This is a genomic window from Komagataeibacter medellinensis NBRC 3288, assembly GCF_000182745.2.
GTDB classification, from domain to species: Bacteria; Pseudomonadota; Alphaproteobacteria; order Acetobacterales; family Acetobacteraceae; genus Komagataeibacter; species Komagataeibacter medellinensis.
Genome location: NC_016027.1, coordinates 903,790 through 928,683, shown reverse-complemented (window position 1 = coordinate 928,683; position 24,894 = coordinate 903,790). Strand labels below are relative to the sequence as shown.

The window sequence follows — 24,894 nt, the reverse complement described above, 5'->3', positions numbered from 1 at the left end:
CGCAGTGATAAAGGCGTTAAGCCTTATTCCGCTGCCAGCGGCAGGGACTGCACGGATACATGCACCCGGCCTTCTGCGCGGCGTTCGAACTTCACATGTCCGTCTACCAGCGAAAACAGGGTGTGGTCGCGGCCTACGCCAACATTCACACCGGCCTTCATCTTCGTGCCACGCTGGCGAACGATGATGTTGCCTGCGATGACGCTTTCGCCACCAAACTTTTTGACGCCAAGGCGACGCCCGGCGCTATCGCGCCCGTTACGGGACGAACCGCCTGCCTTTTTTTGTGCCATTGCCTGAACTCCTTAAAACTGAAATCTCTGATCAAACCTGCCCGGCGCGTGACCGGTAGGGATCAGGCAGCGTTGATCGCGGAGATGCGCACCACGGTCACCGGCTGGCGATGGCCGTTCTTGCGGCGGCTGTTCTGCCGGCGGCGCTTCTTGAAGATGATGACCTTCGCCAGGCGGTCCTGCGCGATCACGGTAGCGGTGACGGTGGCGCCTGCCACGGTGGGCGCGCCAATGGTCGTGCCGCCTTCGCCGCCAACGGCCAGGACCTGGTCGAAGGTGATGGTGGCGCCAGCTTCGCCTTCCAGCTTTTCAATCTTCAGGACGGCGTCCTTGGCAACGCGGTACTGCTTACCGCCGGTACGGATAACTGCAAACATGTCTCTATCTGTCTTTCCGATCTCTTGGCGTGTGCGGCACCGTGGTGGTGCAGGCGACACGGCCCAGTCGCTTTTTTATATTGGCCGCAATTGCAGCGGCGCCCCGTCCGCGCGGGGTGAATGCGGGCTTTTACTGGGTGGGTGGGCACAGGTCAATATTTTTTATGGGGTGTGCCGCCAGGGCAAAAAGACCCCTTGCGCGCACTCCTGCACGCCCCTATAAGCCGCTGCATCACCGCGTGCAGTATGGAGAGGTGCCGGAGCGGTCGAACGGGGCGGTCTCGAAAACCGTTGTGCGTGCAAGCGTACCGTGGGTTCGAATCCCACCCTCTCCGCCACTGCATCGCGTGTGTATTTCCCTTACAATCCGGTTTCCATGTCACGGTCGTGCAGCAGGCGTCCTGCCACATACGTGGCGCGGATGCTGCGGTCATCGCCCAGCATCATGAGCGTGAACATCAGGTCCGCCGTGCTGTCGCACATCTGTACGCGCAGCGCCTGCAGCGGGGTTGCTTTCGGGTCCAGTATGCACAGGTCCGCATCCATGCCGGGTGCCACCGTGCCAATTACGTCGTCCAGATGTAACGCCTGTGCGCCGCCTGCGGTCGCCAGCCAGAAAGCCTGTACCGGGTGCAGCGTATGGCCGGCCGTCTGGGCAATCTTGTAGGCTTCGTTCATGGATTGCAGGTGTGACAGGCTGGTGCCCGCCCCCACATCCGTGCCCAGACCCGTGCGCACCAGGCGGGTGGGCGAGAGCGCATCGAACAGCCGGAACGTGCCACTACCCAAAAACAGGTTGGAGGTGGGGCAATGTGCCAGCGCGCAGCCGGTGGCGTGGCAGCGCTGCATGTCGTGCTCATCAATATGGATGGCGTGGCCCATCACGCTGCGCGGGCGCACCAGGCCCGCGCGGTCATACACGTCAAGGTAGGAGCGGCTCTCGGGAAACAGTTCGGCCACCCAGTCCACTTCTGCCCGGTTTTCGGCCAGATGGGTCTGCATGAACAGTGTGTCGTCACGCGCCAGTAGACTGCCTGCCGCTTCAAGCTGCGCGGGGGTGCTGGTAGGGGCGAAGCGTGGCGTTACGGCATAATGCTGGCGGTTTTTGCCATGCCAGCGTTCGATCAGCGCCAGCGATTCGTCATGACCCTGCTGCGCCGTATCCCGCAGGTAATCTGGCGCGTTGCGGTCCATCAGCACCTTGCCCGCCACCATGCGGGTACCAAGGCGGGTGGATTCGGCAAAGAACGCATTAACCGATTGTGGGTGGACAGTGCAGTACACCGCCGCCGTGGTGGTGCCGCCACGCAGCAGTTCGGACAGGAACTGCCGGGCGATGGCGGTGGCATAAGCCGCATCGGCAAAGCGGCGCTCGGTAGGGAAGGTGTAGCGTTCCAGCCATTCCAGCAACTGTTCGCCGTAGGCCGCGATCATGGGCAGTTGCGGGTAGTGGACGTGCATGTCCACAAAGCCTGCCGAGATCAGGCAGCCGCGGTAATCCGTTACGTCCAGCCCCGGGGGCAGGTGCGCCACCGTCTGGCCATACGGGCCGACATGGGTAATGCGCCCCGCCTGTACGATGACAAGCCCGTCGGGTTCATCAACCAGTGCTGCATCGGACGGCATGAGGAAGGGATTGCCGCGAAAGGTGATGACATGCCCGCGCAGGGCGGCATCGGCGGGAACGGGGGGAGGGGTCATGTCTGGCTCCGTCTCCAGCCCCGTCGTGCGTCAGGCCACAGTCAGGACGCGTCGCTGGCGCGGTAGGGCTGGGAGGCATCAAGGAAGGCTGCGTTGGCTCCCAGTTCATAGGAAATGACCAGCAGATAGGCAATGGCGCGGGTCATCTCGATGCGCGAGGTGATGTTGGCTTCTGCGGCTTCCAGCCGCCGCAGGCTGCGCGTAGCGCCGCGCGCCACCCGCGCCGTGCGGCCAAAGCGCCCGTAGCGCCCGCTGAACTGCGACATGCGGGTGAGGAACAGTTCGATGGCGCGATGGGCGGCGGGTGGCAGTTGCCCGCGCTCCAGCACTACGCGCAGGCGGATGATGTTCAACCCGATGGTCATGGCCGAGAGCGTACCCTGCAGGTAGGCCTCGATGGTAGGCGTGGGCGTGGGGCCGGCATGGCGGATCAGGCGCGAGAAACGGTCGGTGTTGCGTCCGATCCATGATTGTGTGCGCGGCATGGGCTGCGCGGAAGCCAGATGGCGCAGGTCGTGCAGCGTGCGGTTGCGCATGCGCCAGCGTTCTTCATCATTGTCGAACGGCAGCACCGCGCGGAAGATCAGCACCGCGAAGCCGATACTGCACAGCAGCGCGAAAGAGGCGTTGAAATATGCAATCTCGTTCAGCCGGGTCTGGTTGCCCGGCCCCACCAGGTTGGGCAGAAACAGGCAGTAGGATGCTGCCGCCCCCGCTGTGGCCGGGTTGCGCGCGGCAAGGCCGCCTGCGATCATGGGCAGGGCCAGGACGGCGGCCAGCATCTCGAATTCCGCAGGCCGCGGCAGGAACAGGAGCACAAGGAAGCCCGAGACCAGCACCGCCCAGCAGGCACCGCGCAGGAAGTTCATGGTGCCCACTACCGGGTTCTCCCGTGTGGCGAACAGCCCGCATGTCACTGCGACCATGGTAATGAAGCCGATGCCGTTGGCCCATGCCGTGACTTCCCAGATAGCAGCGGACGCGCCGATGGCCACGGCGGCGCGGATGCCGTTATAGGCCGCTTCCTTGAAGTCACGATGGGCCTCGATGCGGAAATGGAAGTGGTCGCCGCGGATTTCGTGCTGGCTGGCATCGAATTCCTGGATCGCCTGCTCAAGTTCGCCCAGCAGTTCATCAAGTGCATTGTGCAGGATGCGGCAGTTCAGCAGGTCATCCACCTCGGCTGTTTCTGTCGTGATGGTGGTGCTGATTTCATGGGCCAGCGCGTCGATTATACGCTGGCGACACACGCCACGCAGGTCCTGCAGGTCCTGCTGGATGTGCGGGATCTCGGAATCATTTTCCAGCCGCGCAGGCACGCCCAGCAGGAAGGTGCGCGTCAGCAGCGAGGTTTCGGTAAACTGTTCGTTGCGTGTCTCCAGCGCCTTGATGCGCGCCATCATGCCCAGACCGCGTGAGAGCAGGACCGACACCGCCGCAAGGGCTGCGCGCGCGTGGTCGCCCTCATGCCCGTGAGGACCCATCTCGACTTCACTGAACTCGATCTGGTCGTTGATGCTCAGGATCGTGCCGAATAGAGCGCGCGAACGGATGAAGGCAGCCTCGTCACCCGCCAGCAGGTTGGCTACGGCATCGGTTGCGCTGCCCAGCGCCATCTGGATCTTCTGGCGCATGTTCCGCCGTGCGCTGGAGGCGAGGTTATGCGCGAACAGCACCGCCACCAGCGTCTCACACGTAATGCCCAGCACGATATAGGTGGTGCGGGACATGGTGATCATGAAGATGTTGTCGGGGTCGCGCGTGGCGGCCAGTGCGATGATGGCGCAGGTATAGCCTGATAGCACCAGCGCATAGGAGCGGAAGTTGCGTACCAGTGTCGCGCACATGCAGCACAGCCCGATCCATATGCTGATGGCGGGGAAGAACAGCCATGGCGCCTGCGGGAACGCGCATACAAGGATGACGGCACTTATGGCCCCCACCGCCGTACCCACCAGTCGCCACCGTGCCTTGGACAGGCTCTCCCCGCGCGATCCCTGGGCCACGATCCATACGGTCATCGCCGCCCATGGCGGGTCATCCAGTTCCATCCACATGGCGATGGTCAGCGCCATCAGCGCCGCCACCGTGGTGCGCACTGCAAAGGCCAGCGCTTCGGGCGTGGGGGCGTAGAGCCATTTCAGCCCGCTCATCCGCGCATAGCCGGGCGCGCGGATAGTGGGAAAATGCTTTCCACTTAAAAGGCGGGTCAGGACGGGAGGCAGGCGATTGAGGTCAGCAGGCACGATATGCGGCTTCCAGCGGCAGGGGGCGCGTTATCCATAACGCATCTTGCTATCACGTAATGGTGTCACGCATGCATATCTGGCATCGGCTTTCCTCGTGGCGGAACGGCGGCATCAGGGCGCGGGGGCGGGCAGGTGACTTGCCGCCAGCCGCAGGTCATCCACAAAGCGGGCATATTCACGCGCGCGGGCGTCTTCGCCGGGTAGGCGCAGCAGATAGGATGGATGGACCGTGACCACGCCGGTGCTGCCGTCCTCCATCGGGATGGGACGCGAACGCGTGTGACCAATTGTAACGCTGCGCCCCAGCAGGGCGGATGCCGCTGTGGCTCCCAGCATGACCAGCACGCGGGGGCGGATGAGGTGGCGCTCTGCTGCAAGCCATGGCGCGCAGGCGGTCACTTCCTCGTGTCCGGCCTTTTCATGGATGCGGCGGGTGCCGCGCCGGATGAACTTGAAATGCTTGACCGTATTGGTCACGTACACATCCGCGCGACCTATGCCCGCCTCCGCCAGCGCGCGGTCGAACAGTTGGCCCGCTGGGCCGACGAAGGGGCGGCCGACCTGGTCCTCGCGGTCACCGGGCTGTTCACCCACGAACATCATGCGCGCGGTGGGCTCCCCCTCGCCAAACACCGTCTGGGTTGCGTGGCGGGCCATGGGGCAGATGAGGCAGCTCCGCGCCGCCAGCGCCACCGCGCGCAGGCTGGTGATCTGGCTGATATCCAGGTCCGTCACCAGTGGTAGGGCGGGCGGAGGCAGGGTGGATGGCGCCAGCGGGTGCAGGGGGGCATGCGGGCCATGCAGCAGGGTATCGCCCGTCCAGCGCAGCATGCGCCCGGGCAGGGAGAGTTGCCATGGTGCGAGTGAAAGCTGGAGGGTGATGAAACGCGCATTGCATTCAGGCGCATAGGTGCGGGCAGGAAAGGTCGCGTGCTGCGTGGTGCCCGGCTGCATCAGGGTAAGCAGGGTGCGTCGCAGTTCATCGGTTTCCGCACGGACCTGGGCTGCTGCGGCCTCCATGCGTTCAAGGTTCGCGGGGTCAGGTTGGGTGCCGGTGGCGTGGGCGTAGATCAGACCGTAGGCCAGGGCCGCGCGGTCGGGCAGCATGGACTGGAAGGTGGTGGCTGCCAGGCGCAGCGTCTCCCGCAGGATGGAAAAGCCCGGCAGGTCGGGAGCAGGCGGCGGGGGCTGGCTTGCTGCCCCGGCCTGTGCTGCGACCTGCCACGTAATGGCTTGCGGTGGCACATGCCGGGCGACAAGGACGCGGGTCATGGCGCGCCATGTTGCAAAATCGAGCGGGTGGGCAAGGGTTACGGTGACTGGCTGCATGGCTGTGATTGGTCCCGTTGTGGTATGCGGGGCGGATCAGGTCAGCCCCAGTGCGCGGGCGCTGCGCCACATCATGTAGAATGCCACAAGGAAGATCAGGCACGCAAAGATCAGGCGCAGGTGCTGCGGCTGGCTGCCCAGCCTGCGCGCCAGCACCGTGCCGCCCATGCCTCCCACCACGCCGCCCGCCACCAGCAGACCCACCATGGGCAGGTCAACCAGTCCCGCCATGGCGTAGCTGACCGATGTTGTCAGTCCGAAGGCGCACACGGCCACAAGCGATGTGCCGATGGCATTGAGCATGGGCATGCCGGTGGCCGCCAGCAGGGCCGGCACGATCAGGAAGCCGCCGCCAATGCCGAAAAAGCCGGAACAGAATCCGGTGGTGGCACCGTAAGCCAGCACGGGCAGACTGGCCATGCGCTCAGGCCCCCGGGCTTCTGGCCCCGCCTTGCGGCAGCCGCGCAGCATGAGCGCGCCGACCCCGAGCATGACCAGGGCAAACAGGAACAGCAGCCGCTGCCCGTTGATGACCTTGCCAAAGCTGGCCCCCACAAGCGCACCGGCCACGCCCGCGCTGGCGAACAGGCCCGCGCACCGCCACCGTATGCTGCCAGCGCGGGCATGGTGGGCCAGGTTGCACAGGGCATTGACGGTCACAGCCAGCGCGCTGGTGCCGATGGCCCGGTGCGGGTCGGTCATGCCCACTACATAGAGCAGCAGCGGCACGGCAAGGATGGAGCCGCCCCCTCCCACCAGCCCTAGCGTGAAGCCGATCACGCCCCCGCTGAGCAGGCCCGCCAGCCCCTGGACCAGATCAGGCACGCGCGGTGCGGGCGTGCCGGGACGGCAATGGCGTGACGGACGGGGGGTGGATCATGGTCATGGTTCCCATCATGGGCCGTGGTGTATGAACTGTTTAATTATTTATTATATTATGTATATGTTTTGACAAGCCCCCGTGCTGCCAGTCGCGCGGTAGGGGTCGTATTAATGATGGCGCGCAGGGTATGATATTACGCCCGAAATGACCTGTAAGGGAGCGAGTGGATGCCCAACCTGCCCAGAACGCGCGAAATTGCGGAAACCCTTGTGCTGCGGCTGCGCCTGCTGGCGCAGCCGCAGCGCCTGATGGTGCTGGCCTGCCTGCTTGATGGCGAAAGGAGCGTTGGTGAAATCGAGGTGCAGACAGGCATAGGCCAGCCAACCCTGAGCCAGCAGTTGGCGGAACTTCGTCGTGCTGAAATTGTTGTAACGCGCAAGGAAGCGCGTCAGGTCATCTACAGTATCAGGGACGCGGTGGAGGAGACGCGCCTGCGCCTGATCTGCGCGATCTGTGACCCGGATTGCGATATGGAACGACTGGCGGGTCTGGTGCGCGACCGAAAAGCCGTTATTCCGCCCGAACGGCAGGCCGATGCTGCCTGCTTTGCCCGTATAGGACTGGATTCCTGAAAAGCGCCAGTGAAAGATATGGCTGAATTAAGAACTTTTGTATCAATTTCGTACAAAAACGTACATTTGACTAATTGGTATTATTTAATACTAATTTGCGATCAGGGATCGTTGAATATTCTATTGTGAATATAGGAAAATGTTCCGTGATTGATATTGTAAATATTAACGGACTGATATATGAACGCCCTTCTAATGGCTTGTGAATATATCGCGGCTGTTGGTTGGTTATGGAGCTACGGAATGCGTGATGTCTGATACCGAGCAGGATTTTTCATGTCTGGAACTTACGACACAGATCGTGTCGGCCCATGTTTCAAACAATAGTGTCGCCGCCGACGTGTTACCTGACCTGATTCGTCAGGTATATCAGGCGTTGTCCAGTGTCAGTCGTCCGGTTGAAGAACCCGAAAAGCTTCAGCCTGCCGTGCCGATCAAGCGCTCGGTGTTTCCCGATTACATTGTCTGCCTCGAAGATGGCAAAAAGCTCAAGATGCTCAAGCGCCACCTGCAGAGTGCTTATGGCATGACGCCCGAACAGTACCGTGAGCGCTGGGGCCTGCCAGCGGAATACCCCATGGTCGCCCCCAACTATGCCGAGCGCCGCTCCAGTCTTGCGCGCGAGATCGGGCTTGGCCGCAAGATCACCGCTGCTTCCGCCGGCATGGCCGCAAGTAGTGGCGATGCGCCCGCCAAGTCGGGCCGCCGCCGCAAGGCCTGACGGTTCGTTCACCCTGAAATCCCATCTTCGGTGTGGCTGGTATCCATGATATTGCATGATCATGGATACTGAGCCTGACATCGTTTTGCGTGCCACGTCGCTCCATCGTCGCCTGCTGTTATGGCGCGGTGGAGCCGTGGCTTTTTTTGTGCTTGCCTGCATCGTGGCGGTGGGGCGTGTCTCGGGCGGCGGATGGGCGGCCCATCGGGCACCACATCTTGTGCACCTCAAGGTGCAGGGGATCATCGGTTCTGATGAGCATGAAAATATCGAGGCCCTGAACAGGGCGCGCGATGATGATTCGGTCAGGGGGCTGGTGCTGGAAGTCAACAGCCCCGGCGGTGCCGTAACTGGTGGCGAGACGCTGCATGATGCCGTGGCAGCCTTTGCGCGGCGTAAGCCGGTAGTCGTTTCCATGGGGAGTGTCGCGGCATCGGCTGGTTACATGGTGTCGGTTCCTGCCAGCCGCATCTTTGCCAATCGTTCAAGTTTGACTGGCTCCATCGGGGTCATTTTGGAATCGCCTGATGTCTCGACCCTGCTGGATCGGGTGGGGGTGCATGTTGATCAACTTGTCTCCGGCCCGATGAAGGGGCAGCCTTCTGTTGTGAAACCTCTTTCCCCCGAGGGACGCGACATGCTGCAGGGCGTTGTGTCCGACCTGTATGGCTTTTTTGTCAACGTCGTGGCGCAGGACCGCCACATGCCCGTGGCGCGCGTGCGTGAACTGGCCGATGGCCGCCCCTATACCGGCCAGCAGGCCGTGCCGCTGGGTCTGGTTGATGAGATCGGCAGCATGGACGATGCAAGGGAATGGCTGGCGAGGAAGGCGCATCTGTCCGATACGGCAAAGATGGTCGATATCGGCCCTGCTGCCACCCGCAGCAGATGGCAGCGCATGATAAAAGGGATTGCATCTGCCGTGCCGGGAGCGGAATTCGTGCTGAAGGAAAGTAGTATGCTTGACGGAGCCGTTGCGATCTGGAAACTTTAATTTCTTGTTTAAACAAGGGGAACAGGATGACCAGGTCAGAATTGATCGCTGAACTTGCCGCTGCCCGCCCGCACCTTCCCATCCGGGAAGTGGAACGTATTGTTCAGGTCATATTTGCTGAAGTCAGCAATGCCCTGATGCGTGGTGATCGCGTAGAGTTGCGTGGCTTCGGGGCTTTTACCGTCAAGAAGCGTGATGCACGCACCGGGCGCAACCCGCGCACGGGGGAGAGCGTATCGGTGGACGAAAAGGTCGTGCCGTTCTTCAAGGCTGGCAAGGAACTGCGTGAGCGTGTCAACCGCGCGCATGGCACGGAAGAGTGACTGACTGGCCGGTTACGTCTGTTTAAAGGGTTGTTCTGAGCGGACTGGAATGCCTGCTTGTGCACCGTTCTGTGCGGCAGAAGGACGGTTGCGGCAGGGGCTTTTTCAGGGATTAAAAGCAAACGCCGCCTTTTTGAAAAAAGGCGGCGCCTGATGGCTGCGTAATTTTTGGAGAGCGATCGTTTTCAGCCTGCCTCTTTAGTGGCGGGCGTTGATTTCCGCCAGCAGGAAGTCACGGAAAACGGCTACGCGCTTGGATGTGCGCAGTTCTTCGGGGTAGACGAAATAGGCATCCACCGTCGGCAGCGGCACTTCCGGCAGGATCTTGACCAGATTGGGATACTGCGATGCCGCATAAAGCGGGATCGACCCGATTCCGATCCCTGCCGCGATTGCGCCCGCCATGGCGGCCAGGCTGTTGACCTCAAGCCGCGCCTGACGCCGCTCGTCCGACGGCACGCCGGTTTCCGCCAGCCAGTTGATGTGCGGCACGGGCGGGTGATAGCCGCCAAACAGGATCAGCTTGTGGGCGTTCAGTTCCTCAAGCGTGCGGGGTGTGCCGTAATCATTGAGGTAGGACTGCGAGGCATAGATCGGCAGCGGGAAGTCAGCCAGATGGCGCTGGATCAGGTCCGGCTGGCGTGGCGGGTGCATGCGTACCGCCACATCCGCTTCCCGCATACCCAGATCCAGGTCGTTGTCTTCCAGGATCAGGGTGATCGAGATGTCAGGATTGGTTTCCATGAACCGGTGCAGCCGTGGCGTAAGCCAGCAGGTACCAAACCCGGTTGTGGTGGTGACCCGTAACCGACCGGCTGCCTTTTCCTTGCTTTCCGTCAGCAGGGACTGGGTCATGGCCAGCTTGGAAAAGACTTCCCGGACCGTCTGGTTCAGTGTCTCACCCTGTTCGGTCAGGATCAGCCCCCGGGCATGCCGGTGGAAGAGGGGAACCTGCAGTGCCTCTTCCAGCGCTGAAATCTGCCGCGATACCGCAGACTGGCTCAGGTTAAGCACGTCGCCAGCATGGGTGAAGGACCCTGCCTCGGCTACTGCATGAAATATCCGGAGTTTATCCCAGTCCACGCGTTGACTCCGCTTTTGCTATCTAAATAAAGGGCGCGCCAGATGTTATGACACTATAATTGTTGTGGTGAAGGAAATAACGATGCAGGTCAAGGACTCTTGCTGATTCATTACACGGTGGCAGCAAGGAAGCGTTCGGCTTCCAGGGCCGCCATGCACCCGGTTCCTGCTGCTGTTACGGCTTGGCGGAATATCTTGTCCTGCACGTCGCCTGCGGCGAACACGCCTGGCACCGAGGTGCGGGTGCTACCGGGTGTCGTCATGATGTAACCGTCTGTATCGATCTCCACTATATCACGGAAAATTGCGGTTGTGGGCGCATGTCCGATGGCAACGAACACCCCATCCACCGCAATATCATGTATCGCGCCGGTTTTCGTGTCGCGCAGTTCCAGGCCGGTTACGACAGGCGGCGTGCCGTTGCCGGTTATGCGTTCGACCGCGCTGTTCCATATGACAGATATCTTGGGGTTGGCGTGCAGCCGGTCCTGCAGGATCTTTTCCGCCCGCAGGCTGTCGCGGCGATGGATCAGGGTGACGTGGCTGGCGTGGTGGGTCAGGTAGAGTGCTTCCTCCACCGCCGTATTGCCGCCGCCAATTACGGCCACGCGCTTGCCACGGTAGAAAAAACCATCACATGTGGCGCAGGCCGAAACGCCGGAGCCCTGGAACTCTTTCTCGCCCGGAACGCCCAGCCATTTGGCCTGTGCCCCGGTGGCGATGATCACAGTGCGCGCTTCGTACAGCGTGCCGGAATCGCCCGTGGCATAGAAGCGGCCCGCGCCGTCGCTGCGGCTGAAATCACAGGACACGATTATGTCATCAATCAGCCGGGTACCCACATTGCCTGCCTGTTCGGCCATCTGCATCATCAGGTCCGGTCCCTGGATGCCCTTGCCGAAACCGGGATAGTTTTCGACATCGGTCGTGATCATCAATTGGCCACCGGGCTGGAGCCCGGCTACGAGAACGGGAGAGAGATTGGCGCGCGCGGCATAGATGGCGGCCGTATAGCCTGCGGGGCCGGCACCAATGACAAGCAGGTCGGTAGAACAGGTCTGGGGCATGAGATCCTAAAAACCCTATGGTCGGAATTTCCTTTGGTATGATCGTCCACTGGCGTCCGTGCAAGGGTTGGAGTAGGTAGTGCTGGATTATTGTGGTGCGAAAAGACCTGTTTCGCGCCTTTTCGAGAGATGGAACATGCATGGCGGAACAGATGGCTGATCTTGATGCGATTGACCGTCGGATTGTGGCCGAGCTCCAGCTGGACGGACGCATGACGAACGTGGAGCTGGCCCGGCGTGTGGGCATTTCGGCCCCGCCGTGCCTGCGCCGTATGCGCCGGCTGGAGGAAGACCATGTAATCCGCGGCTATCATGCCGATACGGATGGCGCCCGGCTGGGCTGGTCGATCACGCTGTTCGCCCTGATCGGGCTGGACAGCCAGAAGGAGACGGTGCTCTCCGCCTTCGAGGCCCAGGTCTCGGCCTGGCCGGAAGTGCGTGAATGCCACATGATCCGTGGCGAGGGAGATTTTCTGGTTCGGCTGGTGGCGCGTGATGCAACGCATGAGAACCTGCTGACCCGCCAGTTGACAGAAGCTCCGCATGTGGTGCGCGTGCAGACGCTGCAGACCATCCGCACCAGCCTGAACCGCCCTGGCGTGCCTGTGTGAGTGCTGGGTGCAGCCGACGCATGTGGCTGTATTCGCTAGCGCTGCTGGTCTGTGTGCGGCTGGTTGTGGCGGGGTTATTACCACTTTCGCCTGATGAAGCCTATTACCGCATATGGGCGCTGGCCCCGGCTGCTGGTTATCTGGACCACCCGCCCATGGTGGCCATATGGATCCGGCTGGGCATGCTGTTGGCGGGCGATACCCCGTTCGGCGTAAGGCTGGTGGGGGTGTTGGCGGGATGCGGGCTGTCGTTTTTCATAATCCGTGCGGTGCGCGACCTTGTGCCGGATGCACCGGCGGGGCAGGGGGTGCGTGCGTGCCTGCTGTTACAGGCGACTCTGGCTCTGGCAATTCAGTCAGTTGTGATAACACCAGACATGCCGGTCCTGTTCTTTGTCTCCATGCTGGTGTGGTGCATGGGACGCATCGTGGCGGGTGCAGGTGCAGGATGGTGGGTGCTGGCCGGCCTTGCCGGGGGGCTTGCGTTTGATAGCAAATACACTGCCATCCTGCCCATGGCAGGAATTGGGGTGTGGCTGGGCTTGCAGGGGCTGTGGGGTCGGTGCGCATGGCTGCGGGCGCAGATGGTGGGCATGGTGGCCGCGCCGGGTGTGACAGCGCTGGCCATGGCCCCGGTCATATGGTGGAACGCGCGGCACGGTTGGGTCAGCTTTGCCCGGCAGGGTGGGCGGGCGGCGGACTGGCATCCCGCGCGCGCATTCCAGTACCTGACGGAACTGGCGGGCGGCCAACTGGGATTGATGACACCCGGTATTGCCATCTTTTTTGTGTGGGCAATGGTGTGTCTGCTGCGCCGCGCCCGCCACGCGCCGGGTGCGGCGCTGCTGGTGTGTATGACTGGCGTGCCCGTCTGTGTGTTCGTGCAGCATGCATTGGGTGATCGGGTGCAGGCCAACTGGCCGGTAATCATCTATCCGCTGCTGGCCGTGGGTACCGCCGTACTGGGCTGGCGGTGGGGGCGGTGGGCTATAGGCGGCGGCATGTTGGTGGGGGGCGCGGTGTATGTGCAGGCCGTATTCGCCCCGCTGCCACTTTCGGCGCATGCGGATGTGGCGCTGCGGCAGATGGCGGGGTGGCACGCACTGGCCGAGCGTATAGGGGCAGTGGCTCGGCCGGGAGACTTCATTGCCGCGTGTGATTATGGCACGGCGGCCGAACTGGCCACGGTCATGCCCGGCCGGGTGGTGCTGGGTATGGAGCCACGCTGGGCGCTGTTCAACCTGCCCCATGGTGCTGCGGGGGAAGGGATTATGGTATGCAATCCGCGCCGTGAGTTCGAGCGCGCGGATTTGGCCGTCATCCAGCCCCTGGGCGTGGTGATGCGGGGGCGCCGGAGCCGGGTGGCTGAACTGGAGGGGCTGTATCGCGTGCAACTGCGCCCGGACCTGCCCGCTACCCGTCAGCAGTCGATTGCCCGGCTGCCGGTTGTGCCCGCGCATAAATCATAAAAGTGTTCTTTGAATCTTTTTGTAAAAAGCTTCAAAGAATACTGTCTTTAAAAAAGCAGTGCCCAAAACTTCTAATATTTATAAATAATTGATTTAAAAATGCTTTCTCAGTTCGGAACCGGCATCGCCTGGCGCACCTGTTCCAGCAATGCCTTCATGCGGAAAGGTTTCTCCAGCAGGGGCAGGGGGGCATAATGTGCCAGCCGGTCCGGGTCACCGCTCATGGCAATGACCTGACTGCCCCGGGCACGGGCCGCCTGGATGAAGGCATCCGGCTGCCCGTCAGGCAGGGTCAGGTCAACCAGTGCAAGCGTATAGGCAGCGGTCTGGATGCGGTGCATGGCATCGGCCACGCTGGGGCTTATGGTAGCGGCAATGCCCTGGGTTTCCAACATGGTCGCGACCAGTTCGGCTATCGTGGCTTCGTCCTCGACAATCAGGGCGGAAATCTGGGTCATGACAGGATGCTTTCAGGCTGTTGTGCGGCCGTGGTCTCAGACAGGCGGGTCTGTTGTGCAACGGGCCATGGGGCGATCCCGCGCGATGACAGGGCCAGTGCCCCCAGTTCAGGCAGCCCGGGCGAGAAAGCGGACGGGTTGGCATGCACCTGCGCCATGTCGAACCAGTCCACATCATCGGCATCATCGCCGGCGCGGATCGCGCTCCAGCCATTGTCGTGGCATTTCACCGCAATAATCAGGTAGTGGAAGCGGATCTGGCCGTGAGCATCGCGGTCAATCAGGTCAAAGGCGGTCAGCGTGCCCTCGGCATGGGTTTCAAAGCCGGTTTCCTCGCGCAGTTCCCGTGCGGCGGCAGCCAGATAGCTTTCCCCATGTTCAATGCGGCCGCCGGGAAAGCCCCACAGCCCCTGATCGGGCGGATTGCGTCGACGCACCAGCAGCATGCGCCCGTCGCGCACGATAATGGACAGCACCGCTCCGGCAAGTGTCATGTTATCAGACATAATTAAGGAATATAGAGGATCAGGCCCACGCATCCATGCCTATGTCGGACCACCATCTTCCCGATTGCGTGAACACAGGCCCCAGGGGTGCGGCTAGCGTTTGAGCACGATATGGGCACGGCAGCGCGGGGTACCGTAGGTGCCGACTATGGTTTTGCCTTCGGGATGGGCCTCGAACACCATGGGAAAGGGTGCGCCGGAGGGCTGCCGGACCAGCGCTTCGGCATGGTAGTGGGCATGGTCCGCTTCTGGCACGCCAGTCAGCAAGATCGAGCCATCGGCGGGGGTAAAGGTGACCCGCTTTTTTTCTATCTGGAAAGTGGAGGTGTCACGCGTCTCGTCACAACTGCCCTGGTCGGTCACAAGTTGGCCGGTCCATAGCCCCAGCGGGCTGCTGGCCCTTGCCACGGGGGGCAGGGCAAGGCAGGCAAGGCAGAAGAAGGCCGCAGGCAGCGGGAAAAGGCGCGCAGTCATGAAATAGCCCTGTGGTCTGGTTTTTCGGTGTGCAGGGACGCAGACCGCCCTGCCTTGATTCTTTATATTGTGCTATCCGGGCACGAAAGACTATCCCATCCTTGCACTATGATGCCAGCTCATGCTGGAAGCCTAGCTTGTTGATAATGCCGCGACCGAAAGGTACATGATGACCGAGACCGTGAATACCGCCCCCCCGGCAGCCCTTGATGAAGCCCTGCATGAAGACCGTATCCTGATTCTGGATTTTGGCAGCCAGGTCACGCAGTTGATTGCCCGGCGCGTGCGCGAAAGCGGGGTGTATTGCGAAATCTGGCCGTATTCCACCAGCGCGGACAAGATCCGTGCCTTTGCGCCCAAGGGTATCATCCTGTCTGGCAGTCCGGCCAGCGTGCTGGACGAGAACGCGCCCACCATACCCGATGTGGTCTTTGCGCTGAATGTGCCGGTGCTGGGGATCTGCTACGGTCAGCAGGCTATGTGCCGCCAGTTGGGTGGGGTGGTGGAATCTTCCGAACACCGTGAATTCGGCCGTGCGCATATCGATATCATCAAGGACTGTGCCCTGTTCCGTGGCACATGGGCACGCGGCGGGCGTGAACAGGTCTGGATGAGTCATGGCGATCGTGTGACAAAACTGCCGCCGGGCTTCCAGGCCGTGGCCGTGAGCGAAGGTGCGCCGTACGCCATCATTGCCGATGAAGGTCGCCGCCTGTACGGCATGCAGTTCCACCCCGAAGTGGTGCATACCCCCCATGGTGCGGCGCTGCTGCGCAACTTTACCCACGATGTGGCGGGCTGTCGCGGCACGTGGACCATGGCGGGTTTCCGTGACATGGAGATTGCCCGTATCCGCCAGCAGGTGGGTAAGGGGCGGGTGATCTGCGGCCTGTCGGGCGGGGTGGATTCTTCCGTTGCCGCCGTGCTGATCCATCAGGCGATTGGCGACCAGTTGACCTGTATCTTCGTTGATCCCGGCATCCTGCGCGCGGGCGAGGCGGATGAGGTGATCCGCACTTTCCGTGACCGCTTCAACATCCATCTGATCCACCGTGATGCATCGGATCTGTTCCTGAATGCGCTGGAAGGGGTGAGCGACCCCGAGATCAAGCGCAAGACCATAGGTCGCCTGTTCATTGAAGTATTTGAGGAAGAAGCGGCCAAGCTGGGCGGGGCCGACTTCCTGGCGCAGGGTACGCTGTACCCCGATGTGATCGAGAGTGTGAGCTTTACCGGTGGGCCGTCGGTCACCATCAAGTCGCACCACAATGTAGGTGGGCTGCCCGAACGTATGAAGATGCAGTTGGTTGAACCGCTGCGTGAACTGTTCAAGGACGAGGTGCGTGAACTGGGCCGGGAGATGGACATTCCCGAAGTGATCGTCGGGCGCCACCCGTTCCCCGGGCCGGGACTTGCCATCCGCATTCCCGGAGCCATCACGCGCGAAAAGCTGGATCTGCTGCGGCGTGTTGATGCGATCTTCCTTGAGGAAATTCGTTCGGCCGGTCTGTATGACGCCATCTGGCAGGCCTTTGCCGTGCTGCTGCCGGTTCGTACCGTGGGCGTAATGGGGGATGGGCGTACATATGATTACGCCTGCGCCCTACGCGCTGTGACCAGTACCGATGGCATGACGGCGGATATCTATCCCTTTGACATGTCCTTCCTCAACCGCGTGGCCGGGCGCATTGTCAATGAAGTGCGCGGTGTAAACCGTGTTACTTATGATATTACGTCCAAACCACCGGGAACGATTGAGTGGGAATGATCCCGCGTCTGGCATAGGGTGGCATCACCCGGCATAAAAGTGCCTTAAAGCCCGCAGAAATGCGGGCTTTTTTATTTTTTGGTCCAGCATTGTCTGGCACCAAACGGTATCGCCAGGCAGCAATTTTCTATGGCATGGCGCATGGTAATTATTAAGTAATGGTACCATGATTTCTGTTGATACCGTGTTGGGTATTCTATGTATGTCATGTATATATACTTGATAACCAAATAAATAATAATAGTTTTATCTGATTATTTCGATGGTTTGTGATTATGGTGTCGCTGTTTGAAGTGCCATGAACCGATGCTGACCGATACCAGACTGCCCAACCTCAAGCCGAAGGATAGGCTTTACAAGATAAATGACCGCGACGGGTTATGCGTCGCGGTGACGCCGGCGGAGAGCATTTCATTTCGCTACAACTATGCGATCCATGGCAGACAGAAAATCCTGACCTTTGGGCGGTATGGCGTTGGGAGCATCATTCTGGCCGAAGCCCGTGAGCACAGGTGGGAGCGGCTAAAAAGCTGATGGCAGCCGAGCAGTCCCCCGCTAAAGAAAAGGCTTGGGAGAAAGCGCGTAGTGCCGCCGCCGCTTAAACACAGTTGCTAGCGTAGTACGGCGCAGGCCACGCGGTCCCCCGCGCCACCAATGGGCTGGCTGTGGTAATCATCGGGTTTGGCATGGATGACAAGGGACGTGCCATCGGCATCTAGCACCGCAGGGTGGCCATCTGTGCCGTTGAGGGTCATCAGCGTGGAATACATCTCCACCGTGGCCTTGCCATCACGCCCGACAAACAGGTTGGGCAGGTCGCCCGCATCATTGGCATCGGCATTCAGCAGGCCATGCACCACGGGCGTCGTGGCATGAACATGCGCGCCCGCACTGGTGAACTTTGGTGCCTCGCAGCTACCTTTTTCATGGAAATGTATGCCGTGCCAGCCGGGTGTCAGGCCCTGCGCCGTAATGCGCAGCAGCACGCCATGGGGGGCGGCAGTTACCTGTACGTTGCCATGTGGCGCGCCATCGGTGCCAAGCAGGTTGCCTGCGGCAGTATCGGCCGCGTGTGCGCGCGCATACAGGCCGGAGGTGCCGAAAGCTGCAACACCACAGGCCAGCAGGGCGAACTGTCGAATGCGAGGGAACATGGAATTTCCTTTTTTTGTTATCGGGCACAACTCTGGCGTGTGGCATGCGAGAAGGCCCGCTCCGTGCTGCCCCCGACCCGATGCTGCCCGCCACCGAGGCGCAAACCGTCACGTTCTCCGAGTGTTGCGCCATCGAATGGTCTGGGAAAGCCAATCCTTTGTGACCATGACGCATGGGCCGGGGCAGGGCAATGCAAAAACCGTACCACTGGCCAGCAGAGCTGGAAACACGGCAGTTAACAGGGCAGGACGCGTGCGGTGAAGGTAGGCGGGAAGTCAAAACCTGTCTGCATCAGGTATCTGTGGTTACAAATAGGTCTTGATGCAACCATAGCGCGTGGTGTCTGTAGTCAGTAGCCCGCCCCATGGTGGTTCTGCCTTGTGCTTTGGGAAATAAATCCTGCATCAGGCGTGCCGCTCCGGCATCCGTCATTCTGATCACGCTTCCATGGACCAGAACAGGGCAGGGAACATCTTGTTCGTTTCATTAGACAGGCGTTGACAGGAAAATATTTTCAGTATAATGGGTACAAGAATTAATATAATAAAAATATAATTCCAAATTTGTTTAGTGTATTTCAGTGAAAGCAGGATTTTCATGAGTAATGATCATGTAATGAATGGTTCCCGTTGGCTGGTTCCGGTGGTCATGGATGTTAATCCATAAGGCAGGAACCTGCTCCTGTGCAGACACTGGCCCGCTTTCCGAACAACCTGCCAATGACACGATAGTACAGTCCTGAGATTCCATGATCTGGCGTATTTTAAAGTCCCCCCTTGTCTCCGGTCCGCTCTTTGCCCTGCTCATGGCGGTGGTGTGCCTCACCTACCTCTCCCCTGACCACCAGTTCTTCGTGGCAGTAGGGGGCGCTGCCCTGTTTTTCTTTGTTCGCCGGCATGATGAGCGCTGGTCGCGCTGTTTCCTCATGGTGCTGTCCATTGTGGTCTCGGGGCGCTATCTGGTCTGGCGGTTCACCTCCACGCTGGACTTTGATGGCGCGCTGCAGACGGTGCTGGTGCTCGCGCTGGCGGTGGGGGAAATCTATACTACCATCCGGGTCGGCTTTACCTATTTTCAGTTGGCATGGCCGCTGCGCCGGCAGGTTCACCCCATGCCGGAAGATGAAAGCACATGGCCTGTTATCGATGTCTATGTGCCCACCTATAACGAGGATATCGCGATCGTCCGCACCACGGTGCTGGGGTGCCTGAGCATGGACTGGCCGGCGGATAAGCTCAATGTTTACATCCTTGATGACGGGCGGCGGCGCGCCTTTCGCGATTTTGCCATGCAGGTGGGTGCGGGCTATATCAACCGCGCGGAAAACCAGCATGCCAAGGCGGGCAACCTCAACCACGCCATCAGCATGACGACGGGCGACATCATCGCCATTTTCGATTGTGATCATGTGCCCGTGCGCAGCTTCCTTAAAAAGACCGTGGGGTGGATGATTGCCGATCCCAATCTCGCCCTGCTGCAGACACCGCATCACTTCTATTCCCCCGATCCTTTCCGTCGCAACATGAGCCGCGGCATGCAGGTCCCGCCCGAGAGCAACCTGTTCTATGGCCTGCTGCAAGATGGCAACGACTTCTGGAACGCCACCTTCTTCTGCGGGTCATGCGCGTTGCTGCGGCGCAGGGCTATTACCTCCATCAACGGCTTTGCGACCGAGACCGTGACAGAAGATGCCCACACCGCCCTGCGCATGCAGCGACAGGGCTGGGGGACCGCCTACCTGCGCGAACCGCTTGCGGCAGGGCTGGAGACGGAAACCCTGTTGCTTCAGGTGGGTCAGCGCGTGCGCTGGGCGCGCGGCATGATCCAGATGCTGCGGATCGACAATCCCATGCTGGGCCGTGGCCTGCGGCTGACGCAGCGGATCTGCTACATGGCGGCGGCCACGAACTACTTCTTCGCCATACCGCGCATCATGTTCCTTATGGCGCCGCTTGCGTACCTGTTTCTGGGCGTGACCATGATCGCGGCCTCGCCTTATGAACTGGCGGTCTATGCCCTGCCGCACCTGTTCCATACTACCATGACCATGTCGCGCCTGCAGGGGCGGTGGCGGTATTCGTTCTGGAGCGAGATTTACGAATCCATGCTCGCCCCCTTCCTTGTGCGCATGACGTTCGTCACCCTGCTGGCTCCGCACAAGGGCAAGTTCAATGTAACCGACAAGGGCGGCCTGCTGGACCGCGAGCGCTTTGAGTGGCGCGCAGCCTATCCCGGCGTGATCATGGCCACCATTCTGGCGGTGGGGCTGGTCTGCGGTATCTGGGCGGCGATTACCCATTACCATGAAACGCTCGTGTTTCGGGCCATGGCCGTCAATTCCATCTGGGTGCTGTTCAGCCTGATCATCGTGCTGGGTGGCGTGGCCGCCGCGCGCGAAACCCGCCAGTGCCGGCGCAACCACCGTGTTGCGGCCGCTATTCCCTTCACGCTGTCCATGGGTGCGGAGCAGGGCGTTGTGTGCCGCAGTGTGGATGTATCGATGGGTGGCTGCCAGCTTGACCTGCCCGCGACACTGCCTGCCACGGTGGGCGATGAGGTCTGCCTGCGCGCCACGTTGGCATCCGGCCCGCTTGCGCTGCGCGCCACCATCATTGCCCGGAACGGTACGCGCGCCCACCTTGCATGGATCGTGCCCGACCTTGCCACGGAGCGACAGGTGGTGGGTCTTGTGTTCGGGCGTGATGATGCATGGGCCGACTGGGCCGATTTTGCGCCCGACCAGCCGCTGCACAGCCTGTACCTGCTGGTGGCCAGCATCTGCGCGCTGTTCCGCCCCGCTCCGCGCGCGCATGAAGCAACCCCGCAGCCTGCTCCCGTGACGCAGGGAAAGCCTACGCCGGAAGAGTATCTGCCCCGCCAGCAGCTTGTTATTCCGCCAGACCGCACGGTCATGCTGCGCAATGCGGGCCGGACGCTCGCGGCCCTGGCCCTGTTTGCCCTGTGCGCCACGGGCGCACGCGCGCAGGCCGTTCCCGTCACGCCGCCGGACATGGCCCCGGTGGAGGCGGCCGAAGGCTCCGTTAGCGTGGAAGATGACGGGTTGCTGAGTGTTGCGGATGTGGACCGGGTTTCGCACCAACCGGTTACCCGTACCCGGACCCTGGCGGACATGGGGCAGGTGGACGGCATGGTTCTGCGCGCGGATGCCCCGCTGCAGGGTCTGGATGCGCGGGTGGGGCGCGATATCATTATTACCGCAGGCCAGCTTGCCATTTCCGGCACCATGCATATGGGGCAGGCGGCGGGCCGGGTTGCTGTGGCCGTGAGTGTCAACAATCAGGATGTGGGCGTGGTCTGCCCGGCAGCGGATGGCGGTTTTGGTCCTGTCAGCCTGCCGGTCAGCCCGCTGTTTCTTGATACGCGCAACACGATCAATTTCCGCCTGTTCATGCTGCCCGCAGGTGGCGGTGCGGCGGCACCCGCGTGCGGGCCGGATGCGCGCGCGCCATGGCCGATGCGGGCCGGATGCTGCAGGCAACCCTGCTGTACCGCGCCATCTTCCATGGCGGGCACCCGCTGCCCGAAGCGGAGGTGGAATATGACCGTGTGCTGTCCGGCTCCATCCTTGGCTATGAGGAGGGCACGCAGCGCCTGCGCGCGCTGGGCAGCCTGCTACCCCATGACCTTGAAGTGCGTATGGCGCTGGCGCAGGCGCTGAGCTACCGCCCCGCCACGCGGTCCGACGCGGTAGAGGACATGCGTGCGCTTGCCACATCCCCCGCCACGCCGGATTTTATCCGCGATGAAACGGTTCAGTCATGGCGCAAGACGCTGGAATGGATGGGCACCGACCCGCAATCCGCGCCTTATTACCGCGAATGGCTGGCATTGCACCCCGATGATACGGAAATGGCCAGCCGCCTGAAGGCAGAGGAAGCCGCCCGCGCACTGGCCGAACGCATGGCGCTGGTCGGCTCGGGCTACAGCGCGCTGGCGCATGGGGAACTGGACCAGGCGGAAGCTGACTTCCATGCCTCCATGCAGCCCGACACGCCCCGCCCCGAGGCGCTGGAGGGGCTGGGCCTTGTGGCGCAGCGCCGGGGTGACATAAAGGCCGCGCGCGCTTTCCTGACACAGGCGCAGGCGCTGGCACCCGATAACGGGGGCATCCGCACTGCCCTTGCCGGGCTGGATGCGCCGGGCGGTGACCCGCAGCTTGCCCGCCTATGGGCGCTGGTGGCCCGCCACCAGTATGACGCGGCATGGGCTATGCTGCCCGCCGTGGAAAAGGACCATGGCCGCATTGTCGATACATACAGGGTGCGCGCCATCATAGAACAGTCGCGCCACCAGTTGCCACAGGCCGAGGCGCACTGGCGCACGGTGTTGCAGATGGTACCGGGTGACATGCCTGCTGCGGCCGCCCTGTCCGATGTGCTGATCAAGGAAGGGAAGATCAGCGAGGCCAGGATCTGGGTGAACCGCCTGCGCGCCGCGCGCTACTCCGGCGTGACCGAGCTTGAGGCCGGGATGCTGGGTGCCATGGCCGAGATCGAGACCGACCCCGAAAAGCGTGCCGTGCTGCTGGAACATGCAATGCGTGACGCACCCCATAACGGCTGGCTGCGCCTGCATCTGGCCCAGTTGTGGCTGGCGCAGGGGCAGGCCACCCGCGCGCGCACGCTCATGGCCCCGCTGTGCACACCCGCGCCCCGCACGGATGAAGACCTGCGGGCGTGCTTCAGCTTCGCCCTGCTGGATCAGGACATGCCGCGCGCCGATGCACTGCTGGCCCGTCTGCCGCGTGCGGACATGACCGCCCAGATGGCAGATGGGGTGGCGCAGGTCAGGCTGTGGCACCAGATCCGTACCCTGCCGGTTGATGACGCACAGGCTATTCCCATGCTTGAAGCCATGCCCGTTCTGCCTGACCCGGAAGGGACACGGGCGCGGCTGGTGGTCGATGCGCTGCTTAAGCGCCATGCGCCCGTGTCCGCCATATCGGGCGTGTTGCAACGTGCCCTTGCGGGCAGCGCGGAGCATGTGGGCGTGAACCAGAGCCTGTCCTACGCCGGGCTGTTCCTGCAGATGGGCGATACGCCAGCGGCACAGCATGTACTGGATAGTCTGCCCACCATCATGCAGGGCCGTGCGCTTACCCCCACGCAGGCGCGCACCCTGCGTGACATGCAGCGTAGCCTGACCATTGCGCAGGCCGACCGTGACGACATTGGCGGCCACCCCGATGCTGCCCGTCGCCTGCTGGACCCGCTGCTGGCGCAGACCCCGGATGATGTCGATCTGCTGCTGGCACGCGGGCGCGTTGATGCGGCGGCGCGCCTGCCAGCCAGGGCTGTGGTGTATGACCGCCGCGCGCTGACACGACGCCCCGAGGATATGATGGCCCTGTCCGCCCTTGCGCGTGACAGTCTTGCTGCGGGTGATGAACACACGGCGCGTACCATGGCCCGTGACCTGCGGGCAATGCACCCGCAATGGGGCGATACATGGGAGATACAGGCTGAGATTGACGGTCTGGACGGCCGCGACCGCCGCCGCCTGGCGGACGTGCAGCATGCCCGCACGCTGGACTGCACCGTGCGCGACGGTGAGGACGACAGCACCGGCCACGGCACGCGCATCGATGCGGGCTGTGCCCCCTACCACGCACAGGCAGGCGATGAATGGCCCGACATCAGCACGAATTTCGTGCCCGGCATGGGGGCCGGTATGCCGGAGGTTTATCATTATGATCCGCGCCTGACCCCCGTGCAGGCTCTGGACCGGCAGGCGGGCTACCTTGGGCGCGTGCTGGCGCCACAGGCGGATGGCAACCTGGAAATCCGTGACCGTTCCGGCCAGCCGGGACTGGGGCACATGACGGTGGTCAACATTCCCATGACCGCCATCGTGCCGTTCTCCTCCACCCAGCACCAGCTTGCGCTTTCGGTCATGCCGAGCGTGCTCATGTCGGGTGATCCGCTGGCTTCCGCCACTACCGCGCAGCAATATGGCAGTGTGATGGCCAACGGTGTGCGGCCGGGCTTTCATGTGCCCGCCGCCGTGGCCGGTGTGGCCCTTTCGGCACATTACCAGTGGCGGTTTCTGGCAGCCGATGTCGGTTCAACTCCGCTGGGGTTCACCACTACCAACGTGCTGGGCGGGATCGAGCTTACGCCGCACCTGACGCATGACCTGACCCTGCGTCTGACGGGTGAGCGGCGTGCGGTGACCGACAGCCTGCTGTCCTATTCCGGCGCGCGCGACCCCGGTACGGGACGGGTGTGGGGCGGGGTGACGCGCAACCGCGGGCATGGGCAGTTGGAGTGGGCACAGCCGGGCTACAACCTGTATGCCGGTGGTGGTTACGCGGTGATGCAGGGCACGAATACGGTAGCCAACCATGAGGCCGAGGCCGGTGCCGGTGGCTCCGCGCTGGTGTGGCACCGCCACGATGCCCAGCACCTGCGGCTGGGGGTGGACCTTGTGTATTTCGGCTACCACCGCAACACGTATTTCTTTACGTGGGGGCAGGGGGGCTACTTCTCGCCGCATGCGTTTATGGCGGCCCTGATGCCGCTGACCTATGACGGGCATGCCGGGCGGTGGACATGGCTGTTCAAGGGCGAGGCGGGCTACCAGCACTATACCGAAAACGCCACCGCCATGTTCCCGCTGGGGCAGGGCGGTATTGCGGCCCGGCAGCGTTATGCCGGTCAGTCCACCGGCGGCCTTGCGGGCAATGTTCTGGCGCGTGCCATGTACCAGCTTACGCCTTCGTTACGGCTGGGGGCAGAGGGAGGGTATTCGCGCTCGGGTAGTTGGGATGAGGTGCATGGCATGCTCATGCTGCATTACGCGCCGGGGCGCGTGTATTAAAAGAGGATAGAAGTTTTTGGG

General features: G+C 62.1%; 21 protein-coding genes, 1 tRNA gene and 1 pseudogene. 11 read left to right on the top strand and 12 right to left on the bottom strand.

Annotation, left to right across the window (positions count from 1 at the left end):
* Positions 1 to 23: 23 nt before the first annotated feature.
* Together rpmA and rplU are read right to left on the bottom strand one after the other, a co-directional pair.
* Positions 24 to 293: a 50S ribosomal protein L27 gene (gene rpmA / locus GLX_RS04210; protein ID WP_010513031.1), complete on the bottom strand. Its 270-nt coding sequence runs from the start codon at positions 291 to 293 to the stop codon at positions 24 to 26.
* 62 nt (positions 294 to 355) lie between these two features.
* A complete protein-coding gene (gene rplU / locus GLX_RS04205) occupies positions 356 to 670 on the bottom strand; it encodes a 50S ribosomal protein L21 (RefSeq protein ID WP_014104788.1) in 315 nt (104 codons plus the stop codon).
* A gap of 248 nt (positions 671 to 918) precedes the next feature.
* Between rplU and GLX_RS04200 the strand changes: the two genes are divergently transcribed.
* Positions 919 to 1,008: transfer RNA gene (locus GLX_RS04200), tRNA-Ser, on the top strand.
* Between the two features lie 22 nt (positions 1,009 to 1,030).
* Here the strand turns inward: GLX_RS04200 and guaD are convergent.
* The 4 genes from guaD to GLX_RS04180 form a co-directional block, all read right to left on the bottom strand.
* Positions 1,031 to 2,371 carry a guanine deaminase gene (gene guaD, locus GLX_RS04195; protein WP_014104787.1) on the bottom strand — a complete coding sequence of 447 codons (1,341 nt, stop codon included), beginning with the start codon at positions 2,369 to 2,371 and terminating at the stop codon, positions 1,031 to 1,033.
* 41 nt (positions 2,372 to 2,412) lie between these two features.
* The gene (locus tag GLX_RS04190; protein ID WP_014104786.1) at positions 2,413 to 4,617 is read right to left on the bottom strand and encodes an FUSC family protein; all 2,205 of its coding nucleotides are present in this window, start codon (positions 4,615 to 4,617) and stop codon (positions 2,413 to 2,415) included.
* Between the two features lie 114 nt (positions 4,618 to 4,731).
* Positions 4,732 to 5,949: a UdgX family uracil-DNA binding protein gene (locus GLX_RS04185; protein ID WP_014104785.1), complete on the bottom strand. Its 1,218-nt coding sequence runs from the start codon at positions 5,947 to 5,949 to the stop codon at positions 4,732 to 4,734.
* Positions 5,950 to 5,985: 36 nt separating this feature from the next.
* Positions 5,986 to 6,774, bottom strand: coding sequence for a sulfite exporter TauE/SafE family protein (locus tag GLX_RS04180; protein WP_014104784.1), 789 nt, complete (start codon positions 6,772 to 6,774; stop codon positions 5,986 to 5,988).
* 225 nt (positions 6,775 to 6,999) lie between these two features.
* Here GLX_RS04180 and GLX_RS04175 point away from each other — a divergent pair, with 225 nt between their 5' ends.
* The 4 genes from GLX_RS04175 to ihfB all read left to right on the top strand — a co-directional run bounded on the left by GLX_RS04175 (position 7,000) and on the right by ihfB (position 9,442).
* Positions 7,000 to 7,404, top strand: coding sequence for an ArsR/SmtB family transcription factor (locus GLX_RS04175; RefSeq protein WP_014104783.1), 405 nt, complete (start codon positions 7,000 to 7,002; stop codon positions 7,402 to 7,404).
* Positions 7,405 to 7,654: 250 nt separating this feature from the next.
* Positions 7,655 to 8,125, top strand: coding sequence for a Ros/MucR family transcriptional regulator (locus GLX_RS04170; protein WP_014104782.1), 471 nt, complete (start codon positions 7,655 to 7,657; stop codon positions 8,123 to 8,125).
* 61 nt (positions 8,126 to 8,186) lie between these two features.
* Complete coding sequence (sppA, locus tag GLX_RS04165) at positions 8,187 to 9,119, top strand: signal peptide peptidase SppA (RefSeq protein WP_041247620.1); 933 nt, start codon at positions 8,187 to 8,189, stop codon at positions 9,117 to 9,119.
* A 26-nt stretch (positions 9,120 to 9,145) separates the two neighbouring features.
* Positions 9,146 to 9,442 carry an integration host factor subunit beta gene (gene ihfB / locus GLX_RS04160; protein ID WP_014104780.1) on the top strand — a complete coding sequence of 99 codons (297 nt, stop codon included), beginning with the start codon at positions 9,146 to 9,148 and terminating at the stop codon, positions 9,440 to 9,442.
* Between the two features lie 198 nt (positions 9,443 to 9,640).
* On the opposite strand, the gene GLX_RS04155 is transcribed toward ihfB, so the two are convergent.
* Together GLX_RS04155 and trxB are read right to left on the bottom strand one after the other, a co-directional pair.
* The gene (locus tag GLX_RS04155) at positions 9,641 to 10,525 is read right to left on the bottom strand and encodes a LysR family transcriptional regulator (protein WP_014104779.1); all 885 of its coding nucleotides are present in this window, start codon (positions 10,523 to 10,525) and stop codon (positions 9,641 to 9,643) included.
* 110 nt (positions 10,526 to 10,635) lie between these two features.
* Positions 10,636 to 11,592: a thioredoxin-disulfide reductase gene (gene trxB, locus GLX_RS04150; protein ID WP_014104778.1), complete on the bottom strand. Its 957-nt coding sequence runs from the start codon at positions 11,590 to 11,592 to the stop codon at positions 10,636 to 10,638.
* 140 nt (positions 11,593 to 11,732) lie between these two features.
* Here trxB and GLX_RS04145 point away from each other — a divergent pair, with 140 nt between their 5' ends.
* Positions 11,733 to 12,203: an Lrp/AsnC family transcriptional regulator gene (locus GLX_RS04145; protein WP_014104777.1), complete on the top strand. Its 471-nt coding sequence runs from the start codon at positions 11,733 to 11,735 to the stop codon at positions 12,201 to 12,203.
* Positions 12,204 to 12,223: 20 nt separating this feature from the next.
* Entirely contained in the window at positions 12,224 to 13,672 is a 1,449-nt protein-coding gene (locus GLX_RS04140) for an ArnT family glycosyltransferase (RefSeq protein ID WP_014104776.1), read from the top strand.
* Positions 13,673 to 13,779: 107 nt separating this feature from the next.
* On the opposite strand, the gene GLX_RS04135 is transcribed toward GLX_RS04140, so the two are convergent.
* The 3 genes from GLX_RS04135 to GLX_RS04125 form a co-directional block, all read right to left on the bottom strand.
* On the bottom strand, positions 13,780 to 14,130 hold the full coding sequence (locus tag GLX_RS04135; protein ID WP_014104775.1) for a response regulator: 351 nt from the start codon (positions 14,128 to 14,130) through the stop codon (positions 13,780 to 13,782).
* Positions 14,127 to 14,636: an NUDIX hydrolase gene (locus tag GLX_RS04130; protein ID WP_041247169.1), complete on the bottom strand. Its 510-nt coding sequence runs from the start codon at positions 14,634 to 14,636 to the stop codon at positions 14,127 to 14,129. The genes GLX_RS04135 and GLX_RS04130 overlap by 4 nt, the downstream gene beginning before the upstream one ends.
* Positions 14,637 to 14,729: 93 nt before the next feature.
* Positions 14,730 to 15,110 (bottom strand): hypothetical protein, encoded by a 381-nt coding sequence (locus tag GLX_RS04125; RefSeq protein ID WP_014104773.1) that lies wholly within the window; start codon positions 15,108 to 15,110, stop codon positions 14,730 to 14,732.
* A gap of 166 nt (positions 15,111 to 15,276) precedes the next feature.
* On the opposite strand from GLX_RS04125, the gene guaA reads away from it, so the two are divergent.
* Both guaA and GLX_RS04115 read left to right on the top strand, forming a co-directional pair.
* Complete coding sequence (guaA, locus tag GLX_RS04120; RefSeq protein ID WP_014104772.1) at positions 15,277 to 16,878, top strand: glutamine-hydrolyzing GMP synthase; 1,602 nt, start codon at positions 15,277 to 15,279, stop codon at positions 16,876 to 16,878.
* A 306-nt stretch (positions 16,879 to 17,184) separates the two neighbouring features.
* Positions 17,185 to 17,412, top strand: coding sequence for an Arm DNA-binding domain-containing protein (locus GLX_RS04115; RefSeq protein WP_014104771.1), 228 nt, complete (start codon positions 17,185 to 17,187; stop codon positions 17,410 to 17,412).
* A gap of 77 nt (positions 17,413 to 17,489) precedes the next feature.
* Here GLX_RS04115 and sodC read toward each other — a convergent pair whose 3' ends face one another.
* Positions 17,490 to 18,032 (bottom strand): superoxide dismutase[Cu-Zn], encoded by a 543-nt coding sequence (gene sodC / locus GLX_RS04110; protein WP_014104770.1) that lies wholly within the window; start codon positions 18,030 to 18,032, stop codon positions 17,490 to 17,492.
* A 749-nt stretch (positions 18,033 to 18,781) separates the two neighbouring features.
* Between sodC and bcsA the strand changes: the two are divergent.
* Positions 18,782 to 20,809, top strand: a pseudogene (gene bcsA, locus GLX_RS04105) (UDP-forming cellulose synthase catalytic subunit); the annotation flags it as partial.
* 692 nt (positions 20,810 to 21,501) lie between these two features.
* Positions 21,502 to 24,873, top strand: a complete 3,372-nt coding sequence (locus tag GLX_RS19255) for a cellulose synthase subunit BcsC-related outer membrane protein (protein ID WP_014104768.1) — start codon at positions 21,502 to 21,504, stop codon at positions 24,871 to 24,873.
* Positions 24,874 to 24,894: the final 21 nt, after the last annotated feature.